Below are 14,765 nucleotides of genomic sequence, written 5' to 3'. Positions count from 1 at the left end.
GGTGACGTTTCCAGTGTTCGTCGCCTTGAACGAATAGGTGACCGTCTCACCGACCACCACCTTGCCCTTATCAGCGGACTTCACGAGCGTCAGCGCGGGCTTCCGGTCGGCCGGAACCGTGACCCTGGAGGGGTCGGAGGTGACCGGGTCACCGCCACCGGGCGGGGTGCCGGTCGCGGTCGCGGTGTTGTCGACCTTGCCCGCGTCCACATCCGCCTGCGTGACCTTATACGTGGCCGTGCAGGTTACCGACGCACCCGGAGCCAACGACTTGGCCGCGTCAGGACAAGTGATCGCCGACATCTTGCCCGAACCACTGAACGCACCCTCATCGATCTTGACGTCGGTAAGGGTGACATTGCCGGCATTCGTCGCCTTGAACGAATAGGTGACCGTCTCACCGACCACCAGCTTGTCCTTGTCGGCAGACTTCACGAGTTCCAGCGCGGGCGTCTGGTTGCCCGGCACGATGACCGTGTCGGGGTCGGAGGTGACGGGGTCGCCGCCACCCGGCGGGGTGCCGGAAGAGGTCGCGGTGTTCGTGATCTTGCCCGCGTCGACATCGGCCTGGGTGACCACGTACGTGGCGGTGCAGGTCACCGACGCACCCGGAGCCAGCGACTTCGCCTCATCCGGGCAGGTGATCGCCGACATCTTGCCCGAACCACTGAACGCACCCTCATTGACCTTGACGTCGGTGAGGGTGACATTGCCGGTGTTCGTCGCCTTGAACGAATAGGTGATCTCCTCGCCCACCCGCAGGTCATCGTTCTTCGAGGCCGACTTCTCCAGCTCCAGCTTCGGGGCAGGAGCTGCGGTCACCTTCGCCGACGATTCGTTGGAGACCGGCGTCCTGCGGCCCGGCGGCGGCGTGGCCGTCGCGGTCGCCGTGTTGTCGACCTTGCCCGCGTCCACGTCGGCCTGCGTGACCTTGTACTTCGCCGTACAGGTCACCGACCCACCCGGCTCCACGCTTCCGGCCGGGCAGATCACCTCCGGCTTGGTGCCGGTGCCGGAGAAGGCCGTCTCATCGATCTTCACATCGCTGACCGCGACGTTGCCGGTGTTGGTCACCTTGAACGAATAGGTGACCTCGTCGCCTGCCTTGGCCACCGTCTCGGGAGTGACGGACTTCTCCAGCCTCAGTGCGGGCGGGCTGTCGATGGTCAGCTGCCAGTCCTCGACCTCACCGGAGTCGGCCATGCCGGTCGCGGACTCGGTCTGTCCCTGGGTGTAGCCGAGGCGGAAGCGGCTCCAGGTCTGCCCGGCCTTGATGTCGTCGGGTACGGCCCAGGTGAACGTGGCCTCCGTCGCACCCGCCGCAACGGCCGCCGTCGCGCGCTCGCCCTCGTCGAACGTGCCGTTGCCGTTGAAGTCGATCCACGCCGCCGCGTACGAGGCGGCGCTGGGGCTGTTGACCGGGACCGTCGTGGAGTACTGGCGCTCCGTCATGTCCACGGCCAGGCCGGTCAGGTCGGGCGCGAGGTCGTTCTCGTCGTCCGCCCTGCGGCACGCCGCGGTCAGGGACGTGTTCTTCATGTCCTCGGTGACATCCGGGCCCAGCGTCAGGTCACCGACCACGTGGGAGGCGCTGCCGTACGAGTCCGGAGCGTTGGAGCAGTCGTCCTCGACCGAGGGGGCGATGAGCCAGCGGTCGGGGTTGGAGCCCGCCGCCTGGTTGTTGGTGAACAGCATGTCGAACGTCAGCGACTTGACCGTGCCAGTGACGGGCACGGTGCCGCAGCCGCCACGGGTGCCCACCGCGTTCGCACAGCTCGCACGGGCGCGGGCGCCGTCGATCGGCTGGATCGTCTGGCCTACGACGCGCAGCGTGGCCCCGGGGCGGGCGGGTTCGAGGGTCGCCGTTCCCTCCACGCTCTTCAGCCGCAGCGAGGTGTGGTTGTCGTAGTCGCCGGTCTGCGCGCCCAGGCCGGAGATGTTCAGGCGGGGGTTGCGCACGGGGTGCTTGAACGACAGCGTGAGCGTGCCCGCCCCACAGGTGCTGTTCGCACCGCAGTTCGTGGACGTCACGATGTTGTGGGCCCACGTCTTCGTCGGGTCCACCCGCGGTTCGTAGTTCGACGCGGACGGCGACCCGATGGTGCTCAGCGTGCCGCCCCGGTCGACCGTGGTGCCGCCGGTCGCGGTGACGCTGGAGGAACTCCCCGACGGGAACGTGATCGTCCACGGCCCCGCGCCCGTACTGCCCGAGCCCGCACTGGTGCCGACCTCATAGGCCATGGAGGGGAGCCCCAGGCCGACCGCCATCGTGAGGACCGCCGCGAACAGGGCCAGCGCCCGTCGCGCCCGGCCGCCCGTCGCCCAGCCCCGCCATCTGCTCACGCGCCCGAAGGAGGAGACGCCGCGGCCGTGGCGTCTCCTGGCCCGATCGGGCGGGGAGTAGCACTGCTTTCTTCTGCGCACGGACCGCGCCCCTTCACCGTTGACTGCTCACCCGGCAGACGCGCTGATCACGTCGCCCAAAGTCCACTTATGCGAAGAAGCGGAAACAAAGAATGAAAGACACGCCATGATCTTTTCTATTGACCTCCTACCACCCGTCCGGTGCACGCGGACGGGCTACGGCCTGCCTCACTTCGGTGCCGGCCAGTGATGCCGCGGTGGTGACCGAACTCGCACCGGACGGGGCGCGGTGAGAGGCGATGCCCGATCCGCCGCAGGCCGTTGGCGACGGCAAGCGCTGCCCAAGCGGCCGGTTCGCTCCAGAGGGCATCGGCCGCGGAACGCGACACGGCCGCCCGGTGAGTTCAAGGGGCTTGATCGGTGCCGCGGGTGTGCGGCTGCCGCACCGACAGTGGCAGCCGCACACCTTGCGCACCGCCCGCTGACACAGGGGTGCGAGGCACCCGGGCCTTCCTGGCCGACTGTGCCGGTTCCGGGCGGCACGTACATGCTCGCCAAGCAGCCGGTGTCCCGGCGTCCGCACTCCGCCATGATCCGTATGCGTATACGGGGCGGCCTACGCACCCCGACCAGGTCTCTGGCACCGGCCAACCAACCTGTGCGGGACACCGTCCGTACCCGGACACGGCCGGGCTCGGTATACCTCTGCCGGACCTGGGTACACCCGCCTCGCGTAACGCACCACGCCCAGAACGGGGCGCGGCCGGAACGGGGCGGGGCCGACAGCAGAATGATGTCGTTGCGGTTGCCGCCGGTCAGGGTTGCGGTCAGCAGGATGCCGCCGCGTCGCAGATCATGTGGCGCCTGGAGCTCGGCCGTCCCCGGTCGACCGGGCTCCGTCCGGTTCTGGGCCGCCCTTGAGCGCCCTCACGCGGGAGCTGTCGGCCACCGACCTGGACAGGTCCAGGCGGCCGGAGGACTTCAGTCCACCCAGCGGGACCTCGTACAGCCGCTGCCACACCCCGGGCGTTGCCGATCCCCGACCACAACTCATCCGCAACCAGCCAGGGTTTGAACCGCGACGGCCGCGTCCACATTGCGCGTACCCGCTCGCCCATGTGGCGATGGCTGACACTTTCGACCTTGGGGGACCCCGCTTGGCTCTCGAATGCGCCGCGCGTCGGCCTGGGCGACGGCTGGTCGACGTCCTGCTGGAGTGTGCCCAGGAGGCGTGGTCGAGCATCCGTGAGGAATCCGAGGCCGACGCGGTCGGCGTGCAGGGACACGAGTCCGGCGGTCACCGGCTCCGGTTCGTCCGGCGCGGATCCCCGTGGACGCGGTCGCTTCCCGACGCGCGACGGCGGATCCGGCCGACAGGTACCGCATTGCGCTCGTGTGCGGCTGACCGCACGCCGGCGGCCCGCCGCACAGCGCCGGGGAGGCTACGAGTGCCAGATCTCCTTGATGGTCGTCACGTTGCCCTCGCCGTCCACCGTGATGTCGTAGATGTTGCCGGAGCAGGTGTACGGGGACTTCACCGCGGCCTGGTCCGTTATGCAGTCACCGGCATGCGCCCACAGCTCGCCGACGGGGACCGTCTTCGTGGAGCCGGGCCCCGCGGCCAGCTCCGCCTTCACCTCTTGCGCGAACAGGTAGTACTTCGCCTCGCCCTGACCCTGGTAGATCCAGTCGTTGGGCGTGCACGTCGGCTGGGCGTCCTTCGCGGACATCGAGCCCTTCGACGGCGGCTCGGCGATCTCCACCATCTTGTGGCCGGCCGGCAGCGTGGGCTGCTTCCCGCAGTCGTCGGCGGACTCGTCCGAGGAGCTCTCGCCCTCAGACGGCTTCCCCGTCGGCTGGGTGGAGGCCGTGGAGCCGCCGGACGCGCCATCGGCCGCGGTGTCCTCCGGGCCGCACGCCGCGACCGCCCCGAGCATGACGACGGCCGCAAGGCTGCTGATGAAACGTTGAGTTGACTTCATGTCAATCCCCCGATGACTGAATAGATTCGCGATCACGTTCGATCGCTGAAGTGTTCTACATCAGGTGATGGGTCAAGAGCCAATCCGGCGCCGCGTCGGCAGCACACCCCCACAGGCCCTGCAGGATCCGGCCGAGCGGCTGCCCACCGCCCGCTTCCTGCCACCGCGTTTCTACGGCCGGTGGGAGACAGCGGTGAGGAAGTCCAGGACCAGGGGACTGGCGAGGGCGCGCGCTTCCTCGAAGTAGGCGTGGCGGGCGCCGGGGACCAGGTGGAGTCGGGCGCCGGGGACGCGCTTGCCGATCAGGTGTGCGTTGGCAGTGGGGTTGAGCAGGTCGTCGGTTCCGTGGAGGACCAGGGTGGGTGCGCTGATGCCGGGCAGGAGGTCCCAGGCATCGTGCCGGTTGCTGGCCGCGAGATGGTGGCGCCGGGAGTGGGCGGGCATGCGGGGATCACCGAGGGTGTGGTGCGGGCCGGGGTGGTCGGCGAGCCAGCGGGGCGTGTACATGAGCTCCAGCAGAGCTTGCCGCGCGGCCCCGGGCCGGGGCTGGGCCAGGGCACGGCGGACGTCGTCGCCGCGCTCGATGCCGTGCGGGCCGCCGGGTGAGGTGCAGCCGAGGACCAGGGCGCCGACCCGGTGCGGATGGCGGGCTGCGAGTTGCTGGGCCACGCGGCCGCCCATGGACGTACCGTAGACATCGGCTCGGTCGATGCCGAGGTCGTCGAGGACCTCGATGACGTCCTGGGCGAACAGTTCGGTGCTGTGGGGGGAATCGGGCTTGTCGCTGTCGCCGGTGCCGCGGTAGTCGAGGGTGAGGGTGCTGCGCGCGGGGTGGAAGTCAGCGCGTACCGGGTCCCACCAGTGATGGTTGTTGGCCTGGCCCGCCAGCAGGACCAGTGGTGCTCCGTCGCCTTGGAGCTGGTAGGCGATGCGGGTCCCGTCAGGTGTCGTCGTGTACGTCATCGGCCGACTCCCCCGACTCCGGCGTGGGCTCGCACTGTATCCGCTCGGTCCGTGCGCTGTCGCGCATCGACGGAGGCCCAGGCGTGGGGACAGCTGGGGCGATGGCGGGGGACGCGTGCTGAGCATCGGCCGTCAGGTGCCGGAGGAGGGTGGAAGACTTCGGCGGACTGGACCCCGGCGGCACAGGCAGACACTGCCGGCCGCCCCGTTTCCGGTCCCGCCCGTGGTCCGTCGCGCCCTTGTTGCGAGCGGCCCGCCGCAGGTGGATTCCCGTGGCAGGAAGACTGGTGGCCGCTGTCCCGGCGCACGGTCTGTGGTTTCCCGTGCCGAGGACTGTGCGGCCTTCTACCGTGGGAGCGGGACGGCACTGAACGACCCTGTGCGGGGGTGGAATTGATGGCAGGGCAGGAGCAAGATCCGGACGGTGCAGGTGGCCCGACGGGTACGGGCGACGGCCCGGATTCCGGGCTGAGCGGCGACGAGACCGTCCGGGTCCGTAACGACCTGTCAGGGACCGTGCACGGTCTCGCCGTCCAGGCCGGGACCATCGGCACCTTCAATTACCACGCTCCTCCCCCACCGCCCCTTGGAGACGTGCCCTGGCCACTGCGCATCGGCTCCGTTCCCGACCTGGTCACCGCCCACCAGCCCCGCACCATGCTGCGTGAACAGATCCACCGCGCCCAGAGCACCACGGGTACGGTCGTGCTGAGCCAGGTCCTGTCCGGGGGCGGCGGGGTCGGCAAGACACAGCTCGCCGCCGCACTCGCCCACCACGCCACCCGTACCGGAACCGATCTCGTCCTGTGGGCCGACGCCGCCCGACCCGCACAACTCCTGGGCACGTACGCGAGCGCCGCGCGCCTCGTCCGGGCACCTGGCGCGGCCGGCCAGGACGTGGAAGGCGACGCTCGGGCGTTTCTGAACTGGGCCGCCACGACCAGCAGGTCCTGGCTGATGATCCTCGACAACGTCGCCGAACCCGCCGCACTGCACGGCTGGTGGCCACCTGCCGGTACCTGCGGCGAAGAGAAGGCGACGGACGGTCCGGACGGGGCCGGGATGCGGCACCGGGCAGTGATCACGACCCGGCTGAAGGGCGCCGACATCAGCGGCGGCGGCAGACGCGTCCTGGACGTCAGCACCTACACGGCAGCCGAGTCCGCGGCGTTCCTGCGCGAACGGCTCGCTGTCTCCGAGGCCGAGCACCTCCTCGACGACGCCGTCGACGACGTCGGTGACGTGCTGGGGCATCTGCCGCTCGCGCTCGGCTACGCGGCCGCGTGGATGATCAACGAAGACCAGCCGTGCGCCAAGTACGTGGAGCACTTCCGCGACCAGGAGCAGCGGCTCGACCAGGTGTTGCCCGCGAAGTGGAGCGGCGAGGCGTACGGCCGGGAGGTCGCTGTGGCGTTGCTGCTGTCGCTGGAGGCGGCGCAGGCGGCCGAGCCGGTGGGGCTGGCCGTGCCCGCACTGGACTTGGCGGCGTTCCTCGACCCGGCCGGGCACCCTGTCGAGTTGTGGCAGACCGATGCCGTAGCCGACTACCTCACGTACGCCCGGGTGGAAGGCGTCTCCGGTGGCGCCGTCCAGGAGCATGACCGGGAGGCAGGTGTGACGGCCCCGGCGGTGTCGGAGGGTGCGGCGGTGGCCGCTCCCGCCGACAGCGGTGACGTGAGATCCGGCGCCTTGACGGTGAGCGCCGTGACCGCGCGCAAGGCGATGCGGCTCCTGCACCGGTACGGGCTCGTCGCCACTCGCCGGGATGATCCGCAGCGTGCCGTACGGATCCACGCGCTGACCGCGCGCGCCGCCCGCGAAGTCCTTCCCGCGGAACGGCGGCGCGACGTCGTGCGGGCGGTTGCCGACGCGCTGCTGGAGTTGTGGCCCGAAGAGGACCACGACGACCTGGCCCGCGCAGTGGTCCTGCGCGCGAACACCGACCATCTGTGGCCCTTCGCGGGCGATCACCTCTGGCAGCCGGACGGGCACCCGCTGCTCTTCCACGCCGGGACGAGTCACTGGCGCAACGGGCTCCCCTCAGCTGCCGTCGCCTACTGGGAGCACCAGCTCGCCGCCGCGGAGAGGCTGCTGGACGCGGACCACCCCGACGTTCTGACCGCCCGTGGCAGCCTCGCCGCCACCTATGGGGCGGACGGGCGTACCGGGGAGGCCATCGCGCTGGAGGAACAGGTCCTGGCGGACAGCGAACGCCTCCTGGGAACCGAGCACCCCGACACTTTGACCTCCCGCGCCAACCTCGCCGCCAGCTACTGGGCCGCCGGGCGTACGGGGGAGGCCGTCGCGCTCCAGGAGCGGGTCCTGGCCGATCGCGAACGTCTCTTCGGGACCGGGCACCCCTCCACCCTGCGCGCACGGAGCAGCCTCGCGGTCAGCTACCTGGCGGACGGGCGAACCGGGGACGCCGTCGCGCTCCAGGAACAGGTCCTGGCCGGCCGCGAGCATCTGCTCGGGCCCCAGCATCCCGACACCTTGCATACGCGAATCAGCCTCGCCGCCACCTATCGGGCAGCCGGGCGTACCACCGAGGCCATCGCGCTGGAGGAACAGGTCCTGACGGACAGCGAACGCCTCCTCGGGTCCGAGCACCCCGACACTTTGACCTCCCGCGCCAACCTTGCCGCCAGCTACTGGGCCGCCGGGCGTACCAGGGAAGCCATCACGCTGGAAGAGCAGGTCTTGGCGGCCAGCGAACGCGTCCTGGGAACCGAGCACCCCCACACCCTGACCTACCGTGCCAACCTCGCCACCAGCTATCAGGCGTCCGGACGGCAGGAGGAGGCGATCAGGCTGCTGGAGCTGACCGTCGAGAGCTCCCGGCGCGTCCTGGGCGAAGAGCACCCCGCCACGATGGAGCGAGCAGAGGGGTTACGGCGGTGGCGGGAACAGGGCCCGCCCCAGCCGTAATTGCTGGGTCGGGCCGGGTGGTGTGTCTGCGTGCGGCCGGGATCCTCGCGGCACGCCGTACGGCTCGCGCCAGGCCGTCGGGGTCAGCCCGGCAGGACGTCGTTCACCAGACGGAGGGCCTCGGGAAGCTCCGGCTGTGCGGCGTCGAAGCTGGGGAAGTGTCCGCCCTCGGCCGTGACGGTGGCCGTGGCGCCCAGTTCGGTCACGAACTTCATGATGTGCCAGGAAGTCGCGTCCCCGCTGACCGGGTCGTTCGCGGCGTGCAGGACGCGGAACGACTTGGCCGCGCGGCGAATGCCCGACCAGTCGAAGTCCGGCTCGAAGAAAGGCGCGAGGGCGTCATAGCCGACCTCGCCCGCCATCGACGCGACCAGGACCACACCGGCGTAGGGACCCTCGGTCTCGACGTCGTGCTGCTGGAGCAGGCGCAGCACGTTGACACCGCCGAGGCTGTGCCCGACCAGGACGGTGTCGGCGGCCGGCGCCGCCGACGTCTCGGCGGTCAGGGTCTTCAGCCACGCCTCGGCCTGAGGGGCGTCGGCGTCAGGCAGCCGCGGAACGCGCACGTCGTGACCTGCGGCACCCAACTCGGCCTGCAGATAGGGGTACCAGTGGTCCGTCTCGCTCATGCCGAACCCATGGTTGACAACAATCGTGCTCATGGCTCTCCCCCAACATCATCAGCGTTCTTCAGAACCTTATTTCGAAACGCGACGTCGCGTTTCGATAAGAACGTATCACACTGCTACGGTGACGCCCATGTCCGAAGAGAACGCCCACCGCCGTCCGCCCTCCACCGCCCGCCGCACCGGGGGACGGGTGCGGAGCCAGGACGCGCATGCCGCGGTGCTCACCGCCGCCGTCGCCCTCCTGGAGGAGGTCGGCTACCAGGGCGTCACGATCGAGGGCGTGGCCAGGCGCGCGAACGTCGCGAAGAGCACCATCTACCGCTGGTGGAAGTCCAAGCCCACCCTCGTCATGGACGCCTACCGGCAGACCGTCGAACAGCGCGTGCCCGTACCGGACACCGGCACCCTCGCCGAAGACCTCACGGTGTTCGTCGCCGACCTCTACCGGATCAGTGAACACCCCGTACGGATCGCGGCACTTCGCGGCCTGATGGCTGAGGCACAGCTCGATCCGGCCTTCGCGCAGCCCTTCGGCCAATGGGTGGAAAGCCGCCGCGCCGTCGTGCGCGGGCTGCTGGCGAAGGGCATCGGCCGCGGCGAACTGCCCGCCGGCACCGAGGCGGACTACGCGATCGACCAGGTCTTCGGACCGTTCTGGTACCGCCTGCTCGTCGGCCACGCTCCGCTCGATCCGGCCGACGCACCCGCCCATGTCGCCCGGCTCCTCCATGGATGGCACAGCACGAACTGAGGAGGACGCCGATGCGCGGCTCGACCGCGAGCCGTGGGCCGTGGGCCGTGGGCCGTGGGCCGTTCCTACCGTCAACAGTGGCGTTCCCGCCCGGTTGAAAGCCTCTTCCGGTCCGTCGTGTTCAGGGCCGTTGCGCGGCGGGAACGCACCTGCCTAGAGTCGCGGTCATGGTGATCGAGGCCGTGCTCTTCGACAGTTCCGGGACCCTGCTGAGAATCGAGTCGGCGGAACGGCGGCTCCGCGCCGTACTGGACGGACACGACATCAAGGCCGACGACGACACGATACGGATGCACGCACGGCGTCTGGACGCGAGCGGTGGCCTGCCGGGCGGAACGCGGCCGCAGTCGATCCCCGATCACCTGAAGGAAGTCTGGCCGCTCCGCGACGAGAACGCCGAGACGCACCGGGCGGCCTTCACCGGGCTGGCACGGGAGGCCGCGCTGCCGTGGCCGCAGCTCTACGACTCGCTGTACGAGCGGTCCTTCGTGCCGGATGCCTGGCAGCCCTACCCGGACGCGGCGGACGTGCTCGCCGGACTGCGCGAGCAGGGGGTGAAGACGGCCCTCGTCACGAATGTCGGCTTTGACTGGCGGCCCATCTACCGGGCGCACGGGCTGGACGACTTCCTCGACGCCTACGTCCAGTCGTACGAGCTCGGTGTCACGAAGCCCGATCCGCGCATCTTCCAGGCCGCCTGCGACGCGCTCGGCGTCGCGCCGGAGCGGGCCCTGATGGTCGGCGACGAACGGACGGCCGACGGTGGTGCGGAGGCCATCGGCTGCCGCTATCTCCCGGTGGACCCGCTCCCGGTCCACCAGCGTCCCGCCGCACTGCGTCCGGTGCTGGAGATGGTCGGCTGATCAGGAGCCCCGGTCGAGCTGCTCACGCAGCACCCCGACCGCCGTGGGGGCGTCCTGTCGATCGGTTGAGGTCGGCCGACGGCTCGCGTGCGAGGATGGGCAACCATGATCGATACTGGCTCGTTGCGCAACGAGGACCGTGCCGCCTGGGAAGTACTGGCGCGCGGCTACAAGGCTTTCTACCGCACCGAGGTGCCCGACGAGGGGTACGAGGAGACCTGGCGGCAGCTCCGAAGCGGCACGGAGTTCCACGGCATCGGCGCCTGGTCGGACGGGAAGCTGGTCGGCATCGCCCACTACCTGTTCCATGCGACGTTCTGGACGGGGAACAGCTGCTACCTCCAAGATCTCTTCGTCGACGAGGCGGCGCGAGGGCAGGGGGCGGCACGGACGCTGATCGAAGAAGTGGCCCGCGCCTCACGGGAAAGAGGGGCCTCCCGCCTGTACTGGACCACCCAGGAGAGCAACACCACCGCCCGAGCGCTGTATGACAAGGTCGCCGTCCACAAGGGGTTCCTGCGCTACGACTACCCCCTGTCCTGAGCAGCGTCCGATCCGTCTTCACGGCGGTGTGGGTGGCCTTTCCGTTTCGATCCGCCAGATCCGTACGGCTTCTCCGGTCAGTTCACCGCTCGGAGGTCGCTGACCAGGTGTTTGACGCCATAGCCCTGCGCCCCGCCGGGCCCGGGTGCACTGAGCGTCAATTTCTGCCGCGCGGAGCGTTCAGCCCGATCTTCGATTTCGGCCTAGGTTCGATGACGCCGGAGCAGCAGGAATCTTCGGCACCGGCGGGCGAAACGGGTCCGCTTCGCGCCGACGCCCCTTGATCGGCGGTGCGGCTGCAACAGGCAAACAGGCGGGCGGAGGAAGCAGGTGAACCCGTGGGGTCGAGTGTGACGGCGGGCGTGGTGTCGGCGGGAGGCTGGAGCTGGGCGGGCGCCGCGAGGGCGGCCGTTCCCCGTGCGAAGACGGTGTCCGGGCCCCGGCACGCCAACGGACGAGCCGGGACCCGTCTCATGCCGTGAACGGGGACGCGACCGCGCCTCGCCACAAGCTCCGGATCGGGTGAGTGCGGGCGGAGTCCAGGCGTCGTGCGCTCCGCGCGGCAGGAGCAACGCCCAACCGTGGCCCCGGCCTTGCGCCGGGGCCAGGGTGACAGCCGGTGCCCGTTCAGGCTATGAGCAGGCGAAGGCCGAGATCCGCCGCGTCGAGGTCGGCGAGGTCGCTGTTGCGCTCGGCCCACCGGCCGGAGTCGAGGTCGTCGCTGAGGCTTCGCACCGCCCGCTGCTCGGCCTTCGGCCCGACCCTCGTCCACACCGACATCGCACGGCGCACGTGATCCTCCAGATAGGCCCCCGGTCGGCGCCAGTACGCTTCGAACAGGCCGTCGGCGCAGTCCCACGGGACGGGTACCGGCTCCGCGCGGGCGCCGATCGCGTCGGCCATCTCGGCAAGCGAGGGAAATCCCGCGAGGACGTCGGCGAACTCGGGCAGGTAGTCGCGGGTGAGCCAGAACCGGTCCCGCCAGCCCGGCTCGTCGGTGTCGAAGGTGAGCACCACGACGCGTCGGGCCACGCGCCGCATCTCGCGCAGCCCCGCCACCGGGTCGCCCCAGTGGTGAACGGTGGAGACGGCCATCGCGACGTCGAACGACCGGTCGTCGAACGGCAGGCTCTCCGCGGCTGCGGCCACGCACGGCGCCGAGCCGACAGGCCGCTGCCCCCGCATGACCGCCGACGGCTCCACCGCGGTCACCTCGCGGTCGACCGGCTCGTAGGAGCCGGTGCCGGCCCCGACGTTCAGCACCGTCCGCGCGTCCCCCAGCGCGTCCCAGATCCGCGCGGCGATCCGGGGTTCGGTACGCCGCGTCGCGGTGTACGCGCCGCCGATCACCTCGTACAACCGCGCCCCGAGCATCTCCAGTTGCTCCTCCGGCGTCACCGTCAGTCCCTTGGCCCGTGCTTCGAGTTCCCTGTCGATGGCAGCCACCGTGGCATCGGCGCGATCACGCCGCTCCAGCCACAGGCCGCGCAGTCGGCGCAGGTGGGCGACCACGTCGGTCGACGGGTCGCCGACCAGTTCCGCGACTTCCCGCAGACCGAAGCCCAGCCGTCGGTAGGCCAGCACCTCCCGGAGCCGTTCCACGTCGTCCGCCGAGTAGGCCCGGTACCCGGCCGAGGTCCGCGCCGACGGACGCACGAGCCCGATCTCGTCATAGTGGTGCAGCGTGCGGACGCTCACGCCGGCCAGCTCGGCCACGCGTCCCACGGTCCAGTGATCTTCCACGGCACCGACTATGCGGCCTGACGCCACGTGAGGGTCAAGAGCGGCAGCCCCGGGTCACGGTGCCGCGGAGAGGCGCTACTCGTCCCGGGTGTCGCTCTGCCGTGACGCCATCTCGATACCGCGCACCCTGCGGAGCCAGCTGACGAACAACCGGAGCGCGATTCCACAGCCGGCGCACCAGCCCCATCCCTCAGTGGCAAGGGCGTGGAAACCGTCCTGGTGCTGGATGTACACGACCTGCGCGCCCACGCCCAGCGCGATGAAGCCGTTCGTGCGCGACTCGGCCGACAGCAGCCAGTCCACAGGCACCCACAGAGGAGAACCGACATCACTCAGCCGCATGCGAAGTGCCGCCCAAAGGAAGCCGAGGGCATAGCTCATCCTGCGGCGTGCCGAGAGGACGGTGCCGCCTTCGGGATCACCGGCGAGGACCGCTGACCACTCCTCTCGGAGGTGTGCCCGCCGAGTTCCGGCGACGAAGGAAGCGAAGTCCACGGTCCGGCGGGCGGCCCTGCCGCTCGGGGGAGCCGTCCTCCTGGAGGCCGGAGATCCCGCCTCCTCCACCTGTGATCCATGGCGCAGAGCGACGACCAGCAGGCCGATCGCGGAGGCCGCCACCGCGAGCACCGTTGCCCCGCCGAACAACCAGCCGGCGTTGAGCAGGGTCCGGGCGAAGGCGGGCTCGGGATCGATCGTCGTCAGCACGTAGCCCACGAGCAGGAAGATCGCTGCGGACGTGCCGAACAGCACCGGCAGCAGAACTGCCAGAACAGCCGCCCGTCCAGCACCAGGGGGCTCTTCGCGCCGTACCTCCGCGGTGTTCACGCGCCGCGCCCTTCGGTCGCCGCGTACCCGAAGAACCGGGGCTTCTTCTCCCTGGCCCGGTGGGCCGCGCCCCGGCCGACAGCCGTGAGTTCGTAGTAGTACCGTTTCGGCCGCCCAGGGTGCTCGCCCGTCTCCTCGTACCGGGTGACCCACCCCGCGGCGGCCAGCCGCTCAAGGATCGGATACACGGTCCCGGAGCCGAGATCGGCTTCCTCGCAGATCTTCAGCCCCCATGCGGGGTCGTCAGCAGTGGACGTCAGCAGCACCTTCATGACTTCAAGTGTCGTGCGCGTCAGTCGAATTGAGGCCATATCACGAGTGAAGCACCGCACCCACCATATGTCGAGTACGACATTCAAGGGGATCCGCCCGCCGGGGACGGGAGCGTCGACTCACGTCACGACGCGCCGCGGGCGGCGAAAAGTACAGCGATCGGATCGATAAGTGACATGACGTCAGAATCCGGCGTGCGTACGCTGGTTGGATCGCACGAGCATCCCTCTCGCGCCACGGAACCCAAGCGGCCTCAAGCATCCCCCGGGAGCCCCCAGTGAGAAGTGCAGGAATTCCGCTATGCGCTCTGCTCGTCACGGGAGCCGTCGGCCTCTCCCCGACCACCGCTTCGTCCACCCCGTCGGCGTCATCGGCCGCCCGGAGCGCGTTCGCACTGTCCAGCGCCGCGTTCGCCGACGGCGGTGTCATCCCCAAGGTCCACGAGTGCACCAGCGGCGGGGGGAACGACCCCGCCAAGCGGAACGAATCCACTCCCCTGAACTGGTCGGGCGCCCCGACCGCCGCCAAGAGCTACGCGATCGTCATGCGCGACCTCGACAACTCCAACCTCATCCACTGGGTCATCTACGACATCCCGGCGAGCACCGCCTCGCTCCCCCAGAACGTCGACCATCAGTACCGTCCCTCGACCCCGGCGGGAGCCAGACAGGTCTACTACCGCGGCAGCGCGAGCCTCTTCGGCTACCAGGGACCGTGCTCACCCTCGACGGTGAACACCTACGAGTTCGTCGTGCACGCGCTCAACCGGACGTCGCTGACCAGCCTCAGTTCCAGTTCATCGACCCAGACCGCCGCCAGGGCGATCGCCGCCGCGACGATCGGTTCGGCCAGGATCACCGGCGAGTCGTAGCGTCGCCGCGCCCGAACAGGTGAGGCTGAA

The 14,765-nt window shown here is 70.0% G+C and carries 13 protein-coding genes; 6 read left to right on the top strand and 7 right to left on the bottom strand.

Annotated features, from left to right (window positions below; all coding sequences use genetic code 11):
• Window positions 1-2,064: GEVED domain-containing protein (locus ACIBNE_RS05640; protein WP_399269840.1), on the bottom strand; the 2,064-nt coding region annotated here is incomplete at its 3' end.
• A gap of 34 nt (window positions 2,065-2,098) precedes the next feature.
• Between ACIBNE_RS05640 and ACIBNE_RS05635 the strand changes: the two genes are divergently transcribed.
• Entirely contained in the window at window positions 2,099-2,236 is a 138-nt protein-coding gene (locus tag ACIBNE_RS05635; protein WP_399269838.1) for a hypothetical protein, read from the top strand.
• A 1,570-nt stretch (window positions 2,237-3,806) separates the two neighbouring features.
• Here the strand turns inward: ACIBNE_RS05635 and ACIBNE_RS05630 are convergent.
• Both ACIBNE_RS05630 and ACIBNE_RS05625 read right to left on the bottom strand, forming a co-directional pair.
• Window positions 3,807-4,346, bottom strand: coding sequence for a hypothetical protein (locus tag ACIBNE_RS05630; RefSeq protein ID WP_399269836.1), 540 nt, complete (start codon window positions 4,344-4,346; stop codon window positions 3,807-3,809).
• Window positions 4,347-4,517: 171 nt separating this feature from the next.
• Window positions 4,518-5,309 carry an alpha/beta fold hydrolase gene (locus ACIBNE_RS05625; protein ID WP_399269834.1) on the bottom strand — a complete coding sequence of 264 codons (792 nt, stop codon included), beginning with the start codon at window positions 5,307-5,309 and terminating at the stop codon, window positions 4,518-4,520.
• Between the two features lie 396 nt (window positions 5,310-5,705).
• Here ACIBNE_RS05625 and ACIBNE_RS05620 point away from each other — a divergent pair, with 396 nt between their 5' ends.
• Window positions 5,706-8,237 (top strand): tetratricopeptide repeat protein, encoded by a 2,532-nt coding sequence (locus ACIBNE_RS05620; RefSeq protein WP_399269832.1) that lies wholly within the window; start codon window positions 5,706-5,708, stop codon window positions 8,235-8,237.
• Between the two features lie 83 nt (window positions 8,238-8,320).
• On the opposite strand, the gene ACIBNE_RS05615 is transcribed toward ACIBNE_RS05620, so the two are convergent.
• On the bottom strand, window positions 8,321-8,899 hold the full coding sequence (locus ACIBNE_RS05615; protein ID WP_399269830.1) for an RBBP9/YdeN family alpha/beta hydrolase: 579 nt from the start codon (window positions 8,897-8,899) through the stop codon (window positions 8,321-8,323).
• 97 nt (window positions 8,900-8,996) lie between these two features.
• Between ACIBNE_RS05615 and ACIBNE_RS05610 the strand changes: the two genes are divergently transcribed.
• From ACIBNE_RS05610 to ACIBNE_RS05600, 3 genes are all read left to right on the top strand, one after another.
• A complete protein-coding gene (locus tag ACIBNE_RS05610; protein ID WP_399269828.1) occupies window positions 8,997-9,617 on the top strand; it encodes a TetR/AcrR family transcriptional regulator in 621 nt (206 codons plus the stop codon).
• A gap of 167 nt (window positions 9,618-9,784) precedes the next feature.
• The gene (locus tag ACIBNE_RS05605; protein WP_399269826.1) at window positions 9,785-10,480 is read left to right on the top strand and encodes an HAD family hydrolase; all 696 of its coding nucleotides are present in this window, start codon (window positions 9,785-9,787) and stop codon (window positions 10,478-10,480) included.
• 105 nt (window positions 10,481-10,585) lie between these two features.
• Window positions 10,586-11,023, top strand: coding sequence for a GNAT family N-acetyltransferase (locus tag ACIBNE_RS05600; protein ID WP_399269824.1), 438 nt, complete (start codon window positions 10,586-10,588; stop codon window positions 11,021-11,023).
• A gap of 627 nt (window positions 11,024-11,650) precedes the next feature.
• Here ACIBNE_RS05600 and ACIBNE_RS05595 read toward each other — a convergent pair.
• The 3 genes from ACIBNE_RS05595 to ACIBNE_RS05585 form a co-directional block, all read right to left on the bottom strand.
• Entirely contained in the window at window positions 11,651-12,748 is a 1,098-nt protein-coding gene (locus ACIBNE_RS05595) for a MerR family transcriptional regulator (protein ID WP_399270092.1), read from the bottom strand.
• Window positions 12,749-12,841: 93 nt separating this feature from the next.
• Entirely contained in the window at window positions 12,842-13,591 is a 750-nt protein-coding gene (locus ACIBNE_RS05590; protein WP_399269821.1) for a hypothetical protein, read from the bottom strand.
• Entirely contained in the window at window positions 13,588-13,863 is a 276-nt protein-coding gene (locus tag ACIBNE_RS05585; RefSeq protein WP_399269819.1) for a PadR family transcriptional regulator, read from the bottom strand. The genes ACIBNE_RS05590 and ACIBNE_RS05585 overlap by 4 nt, the downstream gene beginning before the upstream one ends.
• Before the next feature lie 278 nt (window positions 13,864-14,141).
• Here ACIBNE_RS05585 and ACIBNE_RS05580 point away from each other — a divergent pair, with 278 nt between their 5' ends.
• Complete coding sequence (locus tag ACIBNE_RS05580) at window positions 14,142-14,735, top strand: YbhB/YbcL family Raf kinase inhibitor-like protein (RefSeq protein ID WP_399269817.1); 594 nt, start codon at window positions 14,142-14,144, stop codon at window positions 14,733-14,735.
• Window positions 14,736-14,765 lie beyond the last annotated feature (30 nt).

This window comes from Streptomyces sp. NPDC050504, assembly GCF_044458065.1.
Lineage (GTDB): Bacteria > Actinomycetota > Actinomycetes > Streptomycetales > Streptomycetaceae > Streptomyces.
The sequence above is the reverse complement of the archived record's forward strand: the minus strand, read 5'-3'. Positions and strand labels throughout refer to the sequence as shown.

Coding starts and splice junctions, on each gene's coding strand:
- ACIBNE_RS05610 (WP_399269828.1), top strand. CDS start 8,997: ATGTCCGAAGAGAACGCCCACCGCCGTCCGCCCTCCACCGCCCGCCGC.
- ACIBNE_RS05600 (WP_399269824.1), top strand. CDS start 10,586: ATGATCGATACTGGCTCGTTGCGCAACGAGGACCGTGCCGCCTGGGAA.
- ACIBNE_RS05585 (WP_399269819.1), bottom strand. CDS start 13,863: ATGAAGGTGCTGCTGACGTCCACTGCTGACGACCCCGCATGGGGGCTG.
- ACIBNE_RS05630 (WP_399269836.1), bottom strand. CDS start 4,346: ATGAAGTCAACTCAACGTTTCATCAGCAGCCTTGCGGCCGTCGTCATG.
- ACIBNE_RS05605 (WP_399269826.1), top strand. CDS start 9,785: ATGGTGATCGAGGCCGTGCTCTTCGACAGTTCCGGGACCCTGCTGAGA.
- ACIBNE_RS05635 (WP_399269838.1), top strand. CDS start 2,099: ATGGTGCTCAGCGTGCCGCCCCGGTCGACCGTGGTGCCGCCGGTCGCG.
- ACIBNE_RS05625 (WP_399269834.1), bottom strand. CDS start 5,309: ATGACGTACACGACGACACCTGACGGGACCCGCATCGCCTACCAGCTC.
- ACIBNE_RS05615 (WP_399269830.1), bottom strand. CDS start 8,899: ATGAGCACGATTGTTGTCAACCATGGGTTCGGCATGAGCGAGACGGAC.
- ACIBNE_RS05620 (WP_399269832.1), top strand. CDS start 5,706: ATGGCAGGGCAGGAGCAAGATCCGGACGGTGCAGGTGGCCCGACGGGT.